At 69.9% G+C, this 12145-nt stretch carries 16 protein-coding genes; 5 read left to right on the top strand and 11 right to left on the bottom strand.

Features of this window, described 5'->3' with window-relative positions:
• From STRAU_RS19155 to STRAU_RS19145, 3 genes are all read right to left on the bottom strand, one after another.
• Positions 1–578, bottom strand: a 578-nt coding sequence (locus STRAU_RS19155; protein WP_037660395.1) for an autoinducer binding domain-containing protein, incomplete at its 3' end; no start/stop codon positions are given.
• 31 nt (positions 579–609) lie between these two features.
• On the bottom strand, positions 610–2322 hold the full coding sequence (locus STRAU_RS19150) for an amidohydrolase (RefSeq protein WP_016642019.1): 1713 nt from the start codon (positions 2320–2322) through the stop codon (positions 610–612).
• 181 nt (positions 2323–2503) lie between these two features.
• On the bottom strand, positions 2504–2995 hold the full coding sequence (locus STRAU_RS19145) for a winged helix-turn-helix transcriptional regulator (RefSeq protein WP_016642018.1): 492 nt from the start codon (positions 2993–2995) through the stop codon (positions 2504–2506).
• A gap of 95 nt (positions 2996–3090) precedes the next feature.
• Here STRAU_RS19145 and STRAU_RS19140 point away from each other — a divergent pair, with 95 nt between their 5' ends.
• From STRAU_RS19140 to STRAU_RS19130, 3 genes are all read left to right on the top strand, one after another.
• On the top strand, positions 3091–3792 hold the full coding sequence (locus STRAU_RS19140; protein ID WP_037660391.1) for an SDR family oxidoreductase: 702 nt from the start codon (positions 3091–3093) through the stop codon (positions 3790–3792).
• A gap of 53 nt (positions 3793–3845) precedes the next feature.
• Positions 3846–4271 carry a tautomerase family protein gene (locus tag STRAU_RS19135; RefSeq protein WP_016642017.1) on the top strand — a complete coding sequence of 142 codons (426 nt, stop codon included), beginning with the start codon at positions 3846–3848 and terminating at the stop codon, positions 4269–4271.
• A gap of 144 nt (positions 4272–4415) precedes the next feature.
• Positions 4416–4811 (top strand): ANTAR domain-containing protein, encoded by a 396-nt coding sequence (locus STRAU_RS19130; protein ID WP_016642015.1) that lies wholly within the window; start codon positions 4416–4418, stop codon positions 4809–4811.
• Positions 4812–4949: 138 nt separating this feature from the next.
• Here the strand turns inward: STRAU_RS19130 and STRAU_RS19125 are convergent, their stop codons facing one another.
• The 4 genes from STRAU_RS19125 to STRAU_RS39080 form a co-directional block, all read right to left on the bottom strand.
• A complete protein-coding gene (locus tag STRAU_RS19125) occupies positions 4950–5402 on the bottom strand; it encodes a DUF3618 domain-containing protein (protein ID WP_016642014.1) in 453 nt (150 codons plus the stop codon).
• Positions 5399–5770: a phage holin family protein gene (locus tag STRAU_RS19120; RefSeq protein ID WP_037660413.1), complete on the bottom strand. Its 372-nt coding sequence runs from the start codon at positions 5768–5770 to the stop codon at positions 5399–5401. The genes STRAU_RS19125 and STRAU_RS19120 overlap by 4 nt, the downstream gene beginning before the upstream one ends.
• A 154-nt stretch (positions 5771–5924) precedes the next feature.
• A complete protein-coding gene (locus STRAU_RS19115; RefSeq protein ID WP_016642012.1) occupies positions 5925–6983 on the bottom strand; it encodes a YihY/virulence factor BrkB family protein in 1059 nt (352 codons plus the stop codon).
• A gap of 52 nt (positions 6984–7035) precedes the next feature.
• Positions 7036–7989, bottom strand: a complete 954-nt coding sequence (locus STRAU_RS39080; RefSeq protein WP_158692094.1) for a peptidoglycan-binding domain-containing protein — start codon at positions 7987–7989, stop codon at positions 7036–7038.
• Positions 7990–8463: 474 nt separating this feature from the next.
• Here STRAU_RS39080 and STRAU_RS19100 point away from each other — a divergent pair, with 474 nt between their 5' ends.
• Positions 8464–8712 (top strand): SCO4226 family nickel-binding protein, encoded by a 249-nt coding sequence (locus STRAU_RS19100; protein WP_016642010.1) that lies wholly within the window; start codon positions 8464–8466, stop codon positions 8710–8712.
• A 16-nt stretch (positions 8713–8728) separates the two neighbouring features.
• Here STRAU_RS19100 and STRAU_RS19095 read toward each other — a convergent pair whose 3' ends face one another.
• From STRAU_RS19095 to STRAU_RS19085, 3 genes are all read right to left on the bottom strand, one after another.
• Positions 8729–9529, bottom strand: a complete 801-nt coding sequence (locus STRAU_RS19095; RefSeq protein ID WP_078621328.1) for an endonuclease/exonuclease/phosphatase family protein — start codon at positions 9527–9529, stop codon at positions 8729–8731.
• Between the two features lie 272 nt (positions 9530–9801).
• Complete coding sequence (locus tag STRAU_RS19090) at positions 9802–10056, bottom strand: hypothetical protein (protein ID WP_016642007.1); 255 nt, start codon at positions 10054–10056, stop codon at positions 9802–9804.
• 150 nt (positions 10057–10206) lie between these two features.
• Positions 10207–10623: a hypothetical protein gene (locus STRAU_RS19085; protein ID WP_016642006.1), complete on the bottom strand. Its 417-nt coding sequence runs from the start codon at positions 10621–10623 to the stop codon at positions 10207–10209.
• Between the two features lie 171 nt (positions 10624–10794).
• Here STRAU_RS19085 and STRAU_RS19080 point away from each other — a divergent pair, with 171 nt between their 5' ends.
• Positions 10795–11052: a hypothetical protein gene (locus STRAU_RS19080; protein WP_016642008.1), complete on the top strand. Its 258-nt coding sequence runs from the start codon at positions 10795–10797 to the stop codon at positions 11050–11052.
• 86 nt (positions 11053–11138) lie between these two features.
• On the opposite strand, the gene STRAU_RS19075 is transcribed toward STRAU_RS19080, so the two are convergent.
• Complete coding sequence (locus tag STRAU_RS19075; RefSeq protein WP_037660389.1) at positions 11139–12083, bottom strand: ornithine carbamoyltransferase; 945 nt, start codon at positions 12081–12083, stop codon at positions 11139–11141.
• Between the last annotated feature and the right edge of the window lie 62 nt (positions 12084–12145).

Genomic DNA, 12145 nt, shown 5'->3' with positions numbered 1-12145 from the left:
CCCCCGGGCCGCGCGCCCGCGGCGGGCCGGGCCGCCGCGGCGCTCTCCTTCGGCGGCCGGCCCTCGCGCGGGTCGACGGCCGCGGCGAGGGCCTCGGTGAGCAGGGTGACCACGGCGCGCGCCGGATCGGGCGCGCGCCGCGGTCGGCGGGTGCTGACGTTCAGCATGCCGACGTAGCGGCCGTCGGCGGCGAACAAGCACTGGGCGACGCCGTCCTCGATGCCGAGAGGCCGCAGCCCCTCCTGGAAGCCCGGGGACGCGGCCAGGAGGGGCGCAGGGACGTCCGCGAGCCAGAGTCCGCCCCGGTCCGGGCTGCGCAGCACCGGGAACACCGGGTCCTGGTGGAGTCGGGTCTCGATGTAGGCCGTGACGTCGTCCGGGTAGCTCCCGGCCAGGGTGGTGTGGCGCCGGCGCAGCGGATCCCACCGGGTCAGGGAGGCGTGGTCGTAGTCCATCACGTCCGACAGGGCCGTCAGGACCGCGTCGACGCCGCTCGCGCCGGTCGTGGCGCTACGGGCGGCCTGCCGGACGTGGACGGCCGCGTCCAGTATGTCCGCCGTGCTCCGCTCCGCTGCCATCCCCCAAGGATGATCATGTGTCTGGAATACGTCAATCGCGCAGGGTGTCGTGCACGATCTGCCCGTCCATGACCGTGAGGACGACCGGCATCCGGGGGATGTCGTGCGGGTCGGCGGCGAGCAGGTCCCCGTCGAGCACGCACAGGTCGGCGACCTTGCCCGGCTCCAGGGAGCCCTTCCAGTCGTCGGCGAAGTCCTGCCAGGCCGCCTCGATGGTGTACGTACGGAGCGCCTCGGCCAGTGCGATGCGCTGCTCGGGACCGCTGACGCGGCCGGTGGCCTTCGACTCGCGCAGCACCATGGTGGCCACGCCCTGGCGCCAGTCCGGGTACGTGACGGGGGCGTCGGACCCGCTCGCGACCCGCACACCGGCGTCGATGGCATCGCGGTAGGGCCAGGCGTACGCGGCCCGTTCGGAGCCGACGAAGTCCTCCTCCATGTCGGCCACGGTCCACTTGATGGTGGGGTTCATGTTGACGCCGAAGCCGTGCGCGGCAAGGACCTTCATGCTGTGCGCGGTGAGGAGGTCGCCGTGGATGACGTAGTGGCGGGCGTCCTGCCGCGGATGTTCGGCCACGGCGGCGGCGAAGGAGTCCGCGACGGTGTCGCAGGCCCGGTCGCCGGTGACGTGGACGCCCAGCTGGTACCCGGCGACGTGCGCGTGCCGGATCATGGCGTCGATCTCGGCGATCCGCTCGGCGTCGGTCTCACCGCCGACGCACAGGGAGCCGCAGCCTCCGCCGACGTACGGCTCGTGCATCCAGGCCGTCTTGTTGGGGACGATGCCGTCGGCGAAGATCTTGACGCCGTGGATCACGAGACGGCGCGGATCGGCGTCACCGGAGGCGCCGGACACGCCGATGCCGGTGAGGGAGTCGGCGAACTCCTCGGCGGTGCTCGCCATTCCGGTGGGCAGGAGCAGGACGCCCAGGCGGGCGGTCAGCCGGCCGTCGGCCAGCAGTTCGCGGTAGACGTCGAGGGTCTCCGCGCCGAGCGCGCCCCGCATGATGCCGTCGCCGCCGGGGCCGAGGCCGGGCTCGGTGTAGCTGGTCACGCCGAGCCGGGCGAGGGCGGCGAGGGTCGACCTGATCGCGTCGGTGCGCTCCTGCCGGCTGAGCGGCGGCAGCGCGTTCTGGACGAGGGCCTGGGCCCCCTCGTGGAGCAGCCCGGTCGGCTCTCCGGCGTCGTCCACGACGATGGCCCCGCCGGGCGGCGCGACGGTGTGCCGGTCGATCCCGATGAGCTCCAGGGCCTTGGAGTTGACCCAGGTCGCGTGCCCGGAGAAGGAGTACAGGACGACGGGGTGGTCCGGGCTCGCGGCGTCGAGGTCGTGCCGCGAGGGCAGCCGCGACGGATCAGCGGCGCACTCGTCGAGGTAACCGGTGTCCCAGCCGTGCCCCGTGATCCACTGCCCGTCCGGAACCCGCCCGACGGCCCCCCGTACCGCCTCGGCCACGTCCGCGAGCGAGGACACGGCGGGGTGGCCGAGGTCGAGGGAGAGCGGCGGCGTCGCCATGCCGAAGGCGCATCCGTGCAGATGGGAATCGTTGATACCGGGAAGCAGGGTCGCCCCGCGCAGGTCGACGACGCGGGTGCCCGGTCCGACGAGCGGCGCGACGTCGTCCCGCCCGCCGACGGCACTGATCACCCCGCCGGTCACCGCCAGGGCCGAGGCGACGGAGAACTCCGCGTCGACCGTGACCACCCGGCCGCCGACAAACACCAGATCCGCATACGCGTCCACAGAAGGTCCTTTCAAGAACCGGGCGCCTCACGGCAGCCCGCAAACGATCTCCCGAGGACTATGGCCACGCCCCTGCCCCCCGCACATCGGTCATCCCACCGATACGCGCCTCTGCCGCCGGCGTTCGCGGTCTGCGCAGCGGTGGCCGGTGGCGGACGCGACGCCGAGCTGATCGAAAACCTCAGTGCCCGCGCTGCCAGGCGGGGTTGAGCCGGATCTCGATGTCGTCGGACGCCGCCTCCGGCGCCGGGTCGGCGGTCACGCGGGCCCGCACCGCCCGGCCGGTGCCGGACTCGACGAACGACAGGGGCGGGCGGCCGTCCTGCAGGTGCTTGTCACCCCACTGCATCAGCGACAGGAACACCGGCAGCAAGTCCTCGCCGGCCTCGGTCAGGCGGTACTCGTCGCGGGCCCGCCTGCCCGGTTCCTGATAGGGAACGCGCACGACGACCCGTGCGGACTCCAACTGCTTGAGCGCCCGTGACACCGCGGGCGCGGAGGTCCCGATCCGCGCCACGAAGTCCTCGAACCTGGCTGTGCCGTAGAAGCACTCGCGGACCACCAGGAACACCGTCTTGGTGCTCAGCAGGCCCAGCACCCGCTCCGCCGAGCACCCGTCGCCGATCGACCAGGCGTCCCGGTCACGCAGCCGCTCCTCGAACTCCATCGCCATCCCCCCATGCTAGCCCACTTGAATAACGCTTGCGTTAGCCAGAGCAGCATGCTTCGATCTCACTAACGACGGCGTTATCCAGATGGAGGGGTGCAGTGGTTGCAGTAACGGGCAAGGTGGCTGTGGTGACGGGCGGCCGGCGCGGGCTCGGCGCGGCGCTGGTGGACGAGTTGCTGGCGCGCGGGGCGCGAAAGGTGTACGCCACCGCGCGCTCGGCGTACGTCGACGACCGTCCGGAGGTGGTCACCGCCGAGCTCGAGGTTCGCTCGGCGGAGTCGGTAGCCGCCCTCGCGGAGGTCGCCGCCGATGCCGAGATCGTGTTCAACAACGCCGGCGTGCTGCTGCCGGCCGCACTGCTGACAGGCGACGTCGAGAACGCCGCCGAGACCTTCGACGTCAACGTCTTCGGGCCGCTGCGGGTGGCGCGGGCGTTCGCGCCGATCCTCGCCGCCAACAACGGGGGCGCGCTCGTCAACATGCATTCCGTGCTGTCCTGGCTGGCGGGCAGCGGCGCCTACGGGGCATCCAAGGCCGCGGCGTGGTCCCTCACGAACTCGCTCCGGCTCGAATTGGCGCCCCAGAACACCCAGGTCGTCGGCGTGCACGCCGGGTTCATCGACACCGACATGGTCGCCGCCATGGAACGGCCCAAGGCCACGCCCGCCGAGATCGCCGCGCGGATCATCGACGGCCTCGAAGCCGGGGACACGGAAGTCCTCGCCGACAACGTCACCGTCTCCGTCAAAGCAGCGCTTTCCGGCCCCGTGGAGCGTCTGGCCTTCTCAGCCGCCGGCTGACATCCCATCCCTCATCCAAGGACCACCGAACATCCAAGGAGCACCGAACCGCCATGCCACTGTGGACAATTCATCACACTCCCGGCATCTTCACCGCCGACGACAAACACCGGCTCGCCTCCCGCATCGCCGACCATTACGAAAAGGTCGGGCTGCCGCGGTTCTACGTGGTCACGCTGTTCCACGAAACCCGGCCCGAGGACTTCTACGTCGGCGGGGAATCCGCCCCGGCCGGGGTCCGCATCACCATCGACCACATCGCCCGGCGCAACCCCGACCGGGAGGCCCGCCGCCGGACCGCCCAGTGGATCAAGGACATAGTGCAGCCCCACCTCGCACAACACGCGGGGCTGCACTGGGAGTTCCACGCCGACGAGACCAGCGAGGACCTCTGGATGATCAACGGAATCGCGCCGCCCCCGGGGAACTCCGACGCCGAGAGGAACTGGGCGAAGCAGAACTCGGCGTCGCCCTACTGACCGCCGCCGCGCAGCGGAGCAAGTAGCCGTGGGGTCAACAAGACACGGGGGTTCACGTCAACCAGCCTCAAGCGGGGGTTGCATTGGATTCCTGCGGCAAGGAACCTGAGAAAGGACGCCCGCTCTGTCCGATCGGAGGCACGTATGCAGTTCGCCGCGTCCCGTGTCGGGCCCGAGCCCCAGGACACCTCGGGCTCGGCCGAGGTGCAGGCGCTACGAGAGGAAGTGGCGCAGCTGCGCCACGCCGTGCACTCGCACGCAACGGTCGATCAGGCCATGGGGGTCGTCATCGCCGTAGGCGGGCTGACCCCTGAAGAGGCGTGGGACGTGCTGCGAGAGGTCTCCATGCGCACCAACACGAAGCTGCGCCTCGTCGCCGAACAGCTGGTGACCTGGGGGCGCACCGCCGAGCTCGACCCCACTCTGCGCAGTGAGCTGGAACGCCAGTTGACACTGCGCCGCGAAGAACAAGCGGTTCGCGCCCTGCCGGCCTGTGAGGAGGGTCCACCACTCCCCGACCGATGCGGCGGGGAGCGGTAGGCGGGCTCACTGCCGAACCCACCAACGAGCGTAGTTTCCAGTGGGGCAAATCACTAATGCGACGACGCACAACTTCGCGACCGCCCAGGTACTGAGGACCGACCGGCTTGTGGGCCACCTTCGACGCCTACATCCGGCTCATCCCTTCCTGCGGTGGCAGACCAGCCACAGCGCGACGGCTCCCGCGCCGGCCGCCGCAAGCAGCGCGGTGCGGTTGTCCCGGGCCAGCTGGACGCTGCGGGCCGTCTGCTGCCGTACCTGCTCGGGTGCCTTTTCCTCCCACAGGTGCCCGGCCCGGGCGGCCTTGGCCCGGGTCTGTTCGGCAGCGTGGGCCGCCTTGTCCTTCACCGGGTCGGGCAGGTTGTCCTGCATCTGGTGCGCGACGTCGGCGGCCTTGGCCTTGACCTCGCCGGCCTTGGCCGTCGTCTGCTCCTTCACTTGAGCGGCCTTTTCCTTGACCCGGGTCTTGACGTCGGTCCTGGCCGCGAGCTCCTGGACCGTCTTCCCGAGTTCGTGCCGGGTGTGCTCGACCTGCTCGCGCAGTTCCTCGGGGCCGGCGGCGGTGGGCTCGTCGTGTGGCGACTGGTTCATCGCTGGGCACTCTCCTTGATTTCGGCCACGTCGGCCTTGACGCTGTCGATGGTCTGCTGGGGCGCGGCCGGCTGGGCCCGGGAGACCTGCTTCTTGCCCGTCATCGCCATCACCGCGGCGATCACGCCCAGTACGGCGGTGACGATCAGCGCCGCGGCCCACACCGGCAACGGCACCGCCAGGGCGGCGATCGCGGTCGCGACCAGCGCCTGGAGCATCAGGAAGCCGACGACGCCGGCGCCGCCGAACAGGCCGCCGCCCTTGCCGTAACGCTTGCCCTTCTCCTTCATCTCCGCCTGTGCCAGCCTCAGTTCCCCTCGCACCAGCTCGGTCAGCTGCTGTGAGGCCCGCTGCACCAGCTCACTCACCGGCTCCTGGCCCGAACGGATGTCCCGGTCGCCTCCGGTGGCATGCTGCTGCGTGCTCGACACAGCGATCACCTCCGTCTTCCTGTCTTCTGGGTCTTCTGGGTCTTCTCGGCTCTTCTCGGTCTTCTCGGTTCTTCTGGGTCTTCTCGGCCCGTTAATCGAGACGGCGGCGGTCCTCGTCGTCCCACTTGCGGGTGTCACGCGGTTCGACGTACGGCTCGGCCCCTGCCGGATGGCCGCCCGCGATGGCGCGCTGGCGGTTCAACTCGGCGTCGAACTCCAAGCCGAGCAGGATCGCCAGATTCGTGATCCACAGCCACACCAGGAAAATGATCACGCCGGCGAGAGCGCCGTAGGTCTTGTTGTACGAGCCGAAGTTCGCCACGTACAGCGCGAACCCGGCCGAGGCGATCATCCAGATCAGCAGGGCGAGGAAGCTGCCGGGTGTGATCCAGCGGAAGCCGCGGACCTTCACGTTCGGTGTCGCCCAGTACAGGATCGCGATCATGGCCGTGACCAGAAGGATCAGTACCGGCCACTTCGCCACGGACCAGACCGTCAAGAACGTGTCCCCGATGCCCAGCGCGGTACCGGCCTGGCGGGCCAGGCCGCCGGTGAACACGACGATCAGCGCGCTGATCACGGCGAGGACCATCAGGACCACGGTCACACCGAGCCGCACCGGCAGCACCTTCCACACCGGACGGCCCTCGGGGACGTCGTAGACGGCGTTCGCGCTGCGGATGAACGCGGCGACATAGCCGGACGCCGACCACACGGCGAGCGCCAGACCGACGATCGCCATGATCGACCCGAGCCCGGCGTTGCCCTGCATCTGCTGCACCGCGTTGCGGAGCACGTCCCGCGCCGCGCCCGGAGTGAGCTGCTGAATGTTGTCCAGCACGTCCTGCGCCGCCGACCGGCCGACGATCCCGAGCAGCGAAGTGAGGGCGAGCAGCGCCGGGAACAGCGCCAGGATCCCGTAATAGGTCAGGGCCGCGGCCCGGTCGGTCAGCTCGTCCTTCTGGAACTCCTTGAGCGTGCCTTTCAGCACCGCCCCCCAGGAGCGTTTGGGCAGGTCGGTCGGGGCGTCCGGCGCCCGCTGCGCCACCTGCTCGTCCGGCCCGGCGCCGGTCCCCCGCCCGCTCTCCGCCTCCCGACCGGCCGCGTCGTGCCCGTCGTGCCTTCCATGCCGTCTCCATGTCCGCACCATGCCGCGCGAGTTACCCGGAACGGACTGCTCATGCCGATGGCCGAAGGGGCGGTCAGCTTCGCTTTTCCGCGGTCGTGACCTGGGACTTGCAGGACCAATGGCTGAAGTCCTTCGTGCGCTCCCACAGGGCGCGGCCCCGCTGGATGCTCCATTCGGGGCCCAGAGCGGTCACCGGAGCGACACGGAGCTCCATCAGTTCCAGGTCCGAGAACTGGAACAGGCCCCACTGCCGGCTGCCGTCGGAGTTGCCCCAGATCCAGAGGGGATCGAGTTGCGTCATGCAGCGCACGAGACGGACCGCGGTGTCGGGCTGTTCCGGGAATACTTCGCGCAGCCGGCGCTCAACCCGTTCCGGTGACCACACATCGATCTCCGGGTGTTTCTCGTAGAGCGCCTTTTTTGTGGCTTCATCACCCATCGCAGTCACCGACAGCCCGGCAAACGTCTGGAAGGCGGCAACCCGCATCTTCGTGTAGGGGCCGAAGACAGCGTCCGCGGGAAGGTCGAGTCCATGACGCCGCAGCTGCCTCTGCAGTTCCTGGACACACGGATGGTGCTGCCCTTTGATCAGCACCCTGGGGCATTCCTCGGACAGCAGCAGGGGCTTCTGTCCCGAGCCCGGCACTACGCCGCCTGCCGGGCGCTCCTGTGCGTCGTCGGCTGCCAGTAGCCAGGCGCACGCCGTCAGCACGAGAGCCGCGACCACCGCCGTGAGGCGGGTGCGCCGGAGGAGGGACGCGACTCGGACGGGGGCAGCGGTGTCGGAGCGCGGATACTCTCCGGCGGCGATGCGGTCCCTGGCCTTCAGCCACGTGTCGACTTCGTGACCGCCCGCGCAAGCACGGACGAACGCGGCCAGCACCTCCGGGCGGGGCAGGGCGTCCCGGCGCATGACGTCGGCCAAGGTGCTCCGCGCCAACGCCTCGCCACGCTCGGCAGCACGTTCCTCCAACTGCCGGTAGGTGAGGCCCGATTGTTCTTTGAGCCGCCGCATCAGCTCGACCAACGCGGCCGCGTCACGTGCCTCTCGCGGATCCCGTTCCCCCCGGCTCCCCATGGCGAGCATCCTGGCCGAACCCCCAGGGCTTGACAACATCCACCGCAGGGCCTGTCCGAGCCGCCGGACAGGGCCTCCGGTCAGCATCCGGACGAGGCTCTGACCAGCCCGGACAGCGGCGTCCTGTCCGGGACGACCTGATGCTGTTGCTCGGCCCCCACCCAGGCCCGCAAGCTCATGCGCAGTCGTCAGTCACCGCCCTGCGGCAGCGCTCAGCAGAAACGGGGAAAGGGCTCAACATGCTCGGTAGGACCAAGAACAGACGCGGGGCGGTCACCCTGCGCCCGAACGTTCCAGGCCAGGGCCGCACAGTCGCCCCCGCGGTCGTACAGGCGCAGAATGGAGAGAGCGGAGCAGGAGCCGCCCATGGGTCTTGGCAGCTCCGAACGCTCGAACGCGCATGCCGGAAGGGGGTGCGACGCCATGTCCCAGTTCATGGACGTCCACCACGGGATGAAGGGCATCACGGCCGACCAGCTGCAGCAGGCGCACCAGGCCGACCTGGCCATCGAGAGCGAAGAAGGCGTCCATTTCGAGAAGGCGTGGGCGGACCCGCAGTCCGGTACGGTCTACTGCCTCTCCGAGGCGCCCTCGGCCGAAGCAGTCCAACGCGTCCATGAACGCGCCGGTCACCGGGCCGACGAGGTCCACCCGGTGCCCCTGACCGTGTGACCGGGAGACCGGCCGCCTAGGGTGCGTCCAGATCGGTGTGGAGCAGGTGGTGGTCCGAGTACGCGGTGGGTTGCACGCGGTGCTTGAGCGGGGCGATGCCGCGCAGGAAGACGTAGTCGAACTTGCTGTGCCAGTCGGTGGTCGGCTCGCAGGTGGCGGCTGACGAGGGACGGCACTGAGGGTCCGTGTCCGAGGCCAGTGCCCAGATCCGGGTGAGTTCGGGAGCGTCCGGCACGGCGTTGAAGTCGCCGAGAACGATCGCGCGGTCGTGCCGGGCGACTTCCGCGGCCAGTACGCGCGTCTGATCTGCCCGGACTGCTTCTTGACGTCGTTGGGCGAGGTGGGTGTTGAAGACCCGGACGCGCTCGCCGCCCACCGTGGTGGTCACCGCCATGTACCCACGGTCCTCGGATCCGCCGTCGGGATACTCCACGTTCACGCGGTCTGTCATCGGTGCCGCCGAGAGGACCGCCTGGCCGAAGCCCCCCGGGCTCCACGGCCAGCCCCCGCAGCGGCTCCGGTTCCGCAGAACCGTCCCGTACTCGACGTGGTAGACCAGCCCGTGCAGGCTCTCCAGATAGTCCCGGATTCTCTCGACATCCCGCACGCACGCTTCTTGCAGGCCGATGACCTGGGGCGCATACGTGGCGATCTCCGCTGCCCGGCCGACGTTGCTCTCGTCGCAGGGGTTGCAGATGTTCCACGTCATGACCCGGTTCGGTACGACATCCCTGACGGCGTCGACGGGCAAGGACCGGCCGAAAAGGGCACCGCTCGGCGCGCTGGGGCCGACGAGCACCGCGCAGGCCACGATCATGGCCCCCGCGAGCAACCGCGTGCCCCTTCCGAGCACCACCGCCTCCTCACTGTGGAACACATGCTCCTCACTGTGGAGCGCATGGCATCCGGCGTCCTCTCCCGCACCAGGTTAGCGCCCGGCTAGGGCGTGTCCGATGGGTCGGCGTGGAGCAAGGAGCGGCTGCTCGAACGAAGCTGAGAGCTTGGGGAAGGAGCTACTAGGACGTTTCGGCAACGCGGCGAGCGTGCGTGCCAGGCGTCGCGACGCCGCGCCGACCCATCGGACACGCCCTAGGGCGCCCCGGCCGGCCAGTCCTGCCGCCAGAGCCCGCGTCCCACGATGTGCTGGAGCTCTCGTACGAACTCCTGGCGCGCCTGTTCCGAGACGTGCCCGCGCACCACGAGCCAGGTGAACCGCCCCTGGCTCTCCACCGGGATCACGGCCCTGCCACCCGGCAGCCAGTCCACGAACTCCATGTCGAACTCGGCCCGCGGCTCACTCAACTCGCCCGGCTCATCGCATCGTTGCGCGTCGTCGTCTGCCATCCCAGTCCCTCGCGGCCACCCTCGTCACCGCCGCACGGCAGAGACCGTGCGCGGTGGATTCCGACTGCGCCCCCCAGGCGGCGGATCACCGACTGTGCCACACCGGCCGGTCGGCGGCCAGGGCGAGTTGCCGCGCACCGGCGCCCCGCACTACCCCGTCGCACCCTCGCTCCGCGCACGCCTGCGGGCGAACGTCTCCGCGATGTCCGCCAACTGCCGGCGCTCGGCGTCCGACATCTCCTCGATCCGCGCGGCCAGCACCCGCGTCGTACGGTCCTCGCTCCACACGTACGAGGTCATGCCGAGGAACTGCGCCGCCGCGGCCTCCTGGAGCACTCGCAGCGGAAGTTCGAGGCCCACCGCCAGGGCGCGGAGCAGCGCGGGAGGCGGGGCGTCGGTCGGCCGCCCCTTCTCCACCTTGGAGATCCACCCGAACCGGGCCCGCTCACCGGCCTCCGGGTCGACGGACCGCGCCTCCAATTCCCGCAGGCTGATGCCCAGTTCGGCCCGGCGCCCGCGTACGAGGTCGTTGAAGTCCGTCCGCTCCTGCTCGCCCATGAGGCTCATCCCGCCTGCCTGTCGCCGTGCGCTTGCTCATGCCTACGCCACGAGCCGCGGATAAGCCATCCCCCGCAAGCCTTGGGGCGTATCCCCCAAAGCGCTGTGCGTTTGCGTAGACACCCTGTATACGAGAAGTGCTCAGCCGAGGAACAGTCAACGCCGACGAAAGAAGCGCCGATGCCGTGGGCACACATCGATGAACGGTTCCCGTGGAACTGGAGGGTGCGGTTCCTGTCCGACGGGGCGTTCCGCCTGTACGTCTCCGCGATCTGCTGGACGGGGGGAAACCCCACCGGCCGCGTCATCACCATGAGGGAGCTCAGAGTCGTGGTCGACGCACGGGCCCCGCGACGGCAGGCCGAGGAGCTGGTCGCGGCCCGGCTCTTCGAGGAACTCCCGGGCGTCGGTTGGCGCATCCACGACTACCACGACTAGGGGCTGGGCGCCGGGTCGAGAGCGGATCTCTGCCGGTGGTGTCGAGTGGGGTCGAGTGATGCCGAGAGGTCATGCGGTCCGCGGTGTCATGAGGCGCCCGCCAGGCACCACGCGAGGACGGCGGCCGCGCTGTGCATCTTGTTCTCGGCCTGGTCGAAGGCCGCGCTCACCCGGCCGTCCAGGACCTCCGCGGTCACCTCCTCGCCCCGGTGGGCGGGCAGGTCGTGCAGGAACCTGGCATCGGGGTACCGGGCCATCAGGGCCGCGTCCACGCGGAAGGGGTCGAATACCGTCCGCCAGTCCGGATCGGCCTTGCTGGTGCCCGTCGTCTGCCACCTGGTGGTGTAGACGAAATCCGTGGACTTCGGCGCCCGGGCCAGATCGTGGGCGCACACGAACGTGCTGCCGGACGCTTCCGCGTAACTCTTCGCACGCTGTTGCGTCTCCGCGGGCAGGCCGTAACCCGGAGGTGTGATGACGTAGAGCTCGGTGCCTTTGAACCGGGTGAGCGCGAGCGCGAGGGCCACGGCCGAGTTGTTCCCCTCCCCGACATAGAGCACTTTCGCGCCGTCGACCTCGCCGCGCACGCGCAGTACCGTCGTGAGATCGGCGAGTGCCTGCGTGGGGTGTTCCCCCTCGCTCATCGCGTTGATGACCGCCATCCGGTCCTGCGCGGCATAGGCGGCGAACTCCCGGTCCGGCCCGGCGGTGCGGGCGACGAGGCCGTCGAGCATCCTGGAGAGCACGCGGCCGGTGTCCTCCACGGTCTCCCCGGTGTTCTCCTGAAGATCCCCCGGCCCATAGGCGATCACCTCGGCGCCGAGGCGCAGGGCCGCGGACGAGAACGCCGTGCGGGTCCTTGTGGACGTCTTCCGGAAGTACGTCCCTATGACCCGGCCCGCCAACACCTTCTCGTAGGCGGAACCCGCCGCCGCGGTCGCCGCGTAGCCACGCGCCATGCGCACGAGGTGAAACAGCTCAGCGTCCGTCAGGTCCGCGATGGAAAGCAAGTGCCGACGCTTTTCCCGCATCGAGTTCTCCGCTCGTCATTATTTCCTGGGACGACTGAGATCGTCGCCGGAAAAGTCAATCT

The organism is Streptomyces aurantiacus JA 4570 (assembly GCF_000414115.1).
Classification (GTDB): domain Bacteria; phylum Actinomycetota; class Actinomycetes; order Streptomycetales; family Streptomycetaceae; genus Streptomyces; species Streptomyces aurantiacus_A.
Note: the sequence above shows the minus strand (reverse complement) of the source record. Positions and strands in the feature narration are given on the sequence as shown.

Coding starts and splice junctions, on each gene's coding strand:
- STRAU_RS19145 (WP_016642018.1), bottom strand. CDS start 2,995: ATGGCGATGGAGTTCGAGGAGCGGCTGCGTGACCGGGACGCCTGGTCG.
- STRAU_RS19135 (WP_016642017.1), top strand. CDS start 3,846: ATGCCACTGTGGACAATTCATCACACTCCCGGCATCTTCACCGCCGAC.
- STRAU_RS19130 (WP_016642015.1), top strand. CDS start 4,416: ATGCAGTTCGCCGCGTCCCGTGTCGGGCCCGAGCCCCAGGACACCTCG.
- STRAU_RS19125 (WP_016642014.1), bottom strand. CDS start 5,402: ATGAACCAGTCGCCACACGACGAGCCCACCGCCGCCGGCCCCGAGGAA.
- STRAU_RS19115 (WP_016642012.1), bottom strand. CDS start 6,983: ATGGTGCGGACATGGAGACGGCATGGAAGGCACGACGGGCACGACGCG.
- STRAU_RS19100 (WP_016642010.1), top strand. CDS start 8,464: ATGTCCCAGTTCATGGACGTCCACCACGGGATGAAGGGCATCACGGCC.
- STRAU_RS19095 (WP_078621328.1), bottom strand. CDS start 9,529: ATGATCGTGGCCTGCGCGGTGCTCGTCGGCCCCAGCGCGCCGAGCGGT.
- STRAU_RS19090 (WP_016642007.1), bottom strand. CDS start 10,056: ATGGCAGACGACGACGCGCAACGATGCGATGAGCCGGGCGAGTTGAGT.
- STRAU_RS19085 (WP_016642006.1), bottom strand. CDS start 10,623: ATGAGCCTCATGGGCGAGCAGGAGCGGACGGACTTCAACGACCTCGTA.
- STRAU_RS19080 (WP_016642008.1), top strand. CDS start 10,795: ATGCCGTGGGCACACATCGATGAACGGTTCCCGTGGAACTGGAGGGTG.
- STRAU_RS19075 (WP_037660389.1), bottom strand. CDS start 12,083: ATGCGGGAAAAGCGTCGGCACTTGCTTTCCATCGCGGACCTGACGGAC.